The following is an 869-nucleotide window of genomic DNA, read 5'->3' as shown; positions in this document are numbered from 1 at the left end:
AAAGACAGTAGCTTGAGAGATACCCTTAAAAAAGGAAAAAGAGGCTTATCATTTTATAAGCGAGACCGGTATGGCGATCCTTTTACTGATCGGCAAGGCCGCTCTCCCCTGGAACTGAAAGACCCTTCCAATGTGAAAACAGATGTTTCTGTCGATACAGCAGGCAATGTCACTATCGCTGAAACAGTGGGTCCTGTTCCATATAGACCTTCGACTACCTTAACTTATAAAGAGTTTTCTGAGTATTCGGACCGCAAGCTGGCAGCCGATTACTGGCGATCCAAAACTGAGGCAGCAGGAGGAAAAAGTGAAATGACAGGACGCAAACTGATTCCCAAAATTTATATCAGTCCTGTGTTTGATCGCATCTTTGGAGGGAATTATATTGATTTTCAGACTAATGGATTTGTGACGCTGGATTTTGGCGCTCAGTGGCAACGGGTTCAGAATCCGAACTTGCCTATTCGTCAGCAACGGTATTTTCTACCGTTAAATATGGATCAGCAGATTAATCTGAACTTTACCGGCAAAGTAGGAGAGAAGTTAAAGATCACAGGCGCGTTTGATACCAAAGCCAGTTTTCAGTTTGAGCAGAACTTTAAGTTGGATTACACAGGGTATGATCATGAGATTATTCAGAAGGTAGAAGCGGGCAATGTGAGTATGCCATTGAACAGCACTTTGATTCAGGGGGTACAGAATCTGTTTGGCTTGAAGACGCAGTTGCAGTTTGGAAAACTGAGAGTAACAGGGATTCTAGCTAATCAGAGAGCTAAAGTTTCGGAGACAACTTTACAAGGTGGTGGCGTACAGAACAAGAAGTTTGAATTTAAAGTATCCGAATACGAGGATAATCGACACTTTTTTCT

Annotated in this window: 1 protein-coding gene; it reads left to right on the top strand. The window is 42.6% G+C overall.

The features are described 5' to 3' along the window. Window positions 1–869, top strand: an 869-nt coding sequence (gene sov / locus QNI22_RS40130) for a T9SS outer membrane translocon Sov/SprA (RefSeq protein ID WP_314520312.1), incomplete at both ends; no start/stop codon positions are given.

The organism is Xanthocytophaga agilis (assembly GCF_030068605.1).
Lineage (GTDB): Bacteria > Bacteroidota > Bacteroidia > Cytophagales > 172606-1 > Xanthocytophaga > Xanthocytophaga agilis.
The sequence above is the reverse complement of the archived record's forward strand: the minus strand, read 5'-3'. Positions and strand labels throughout refer to the sequence as shown.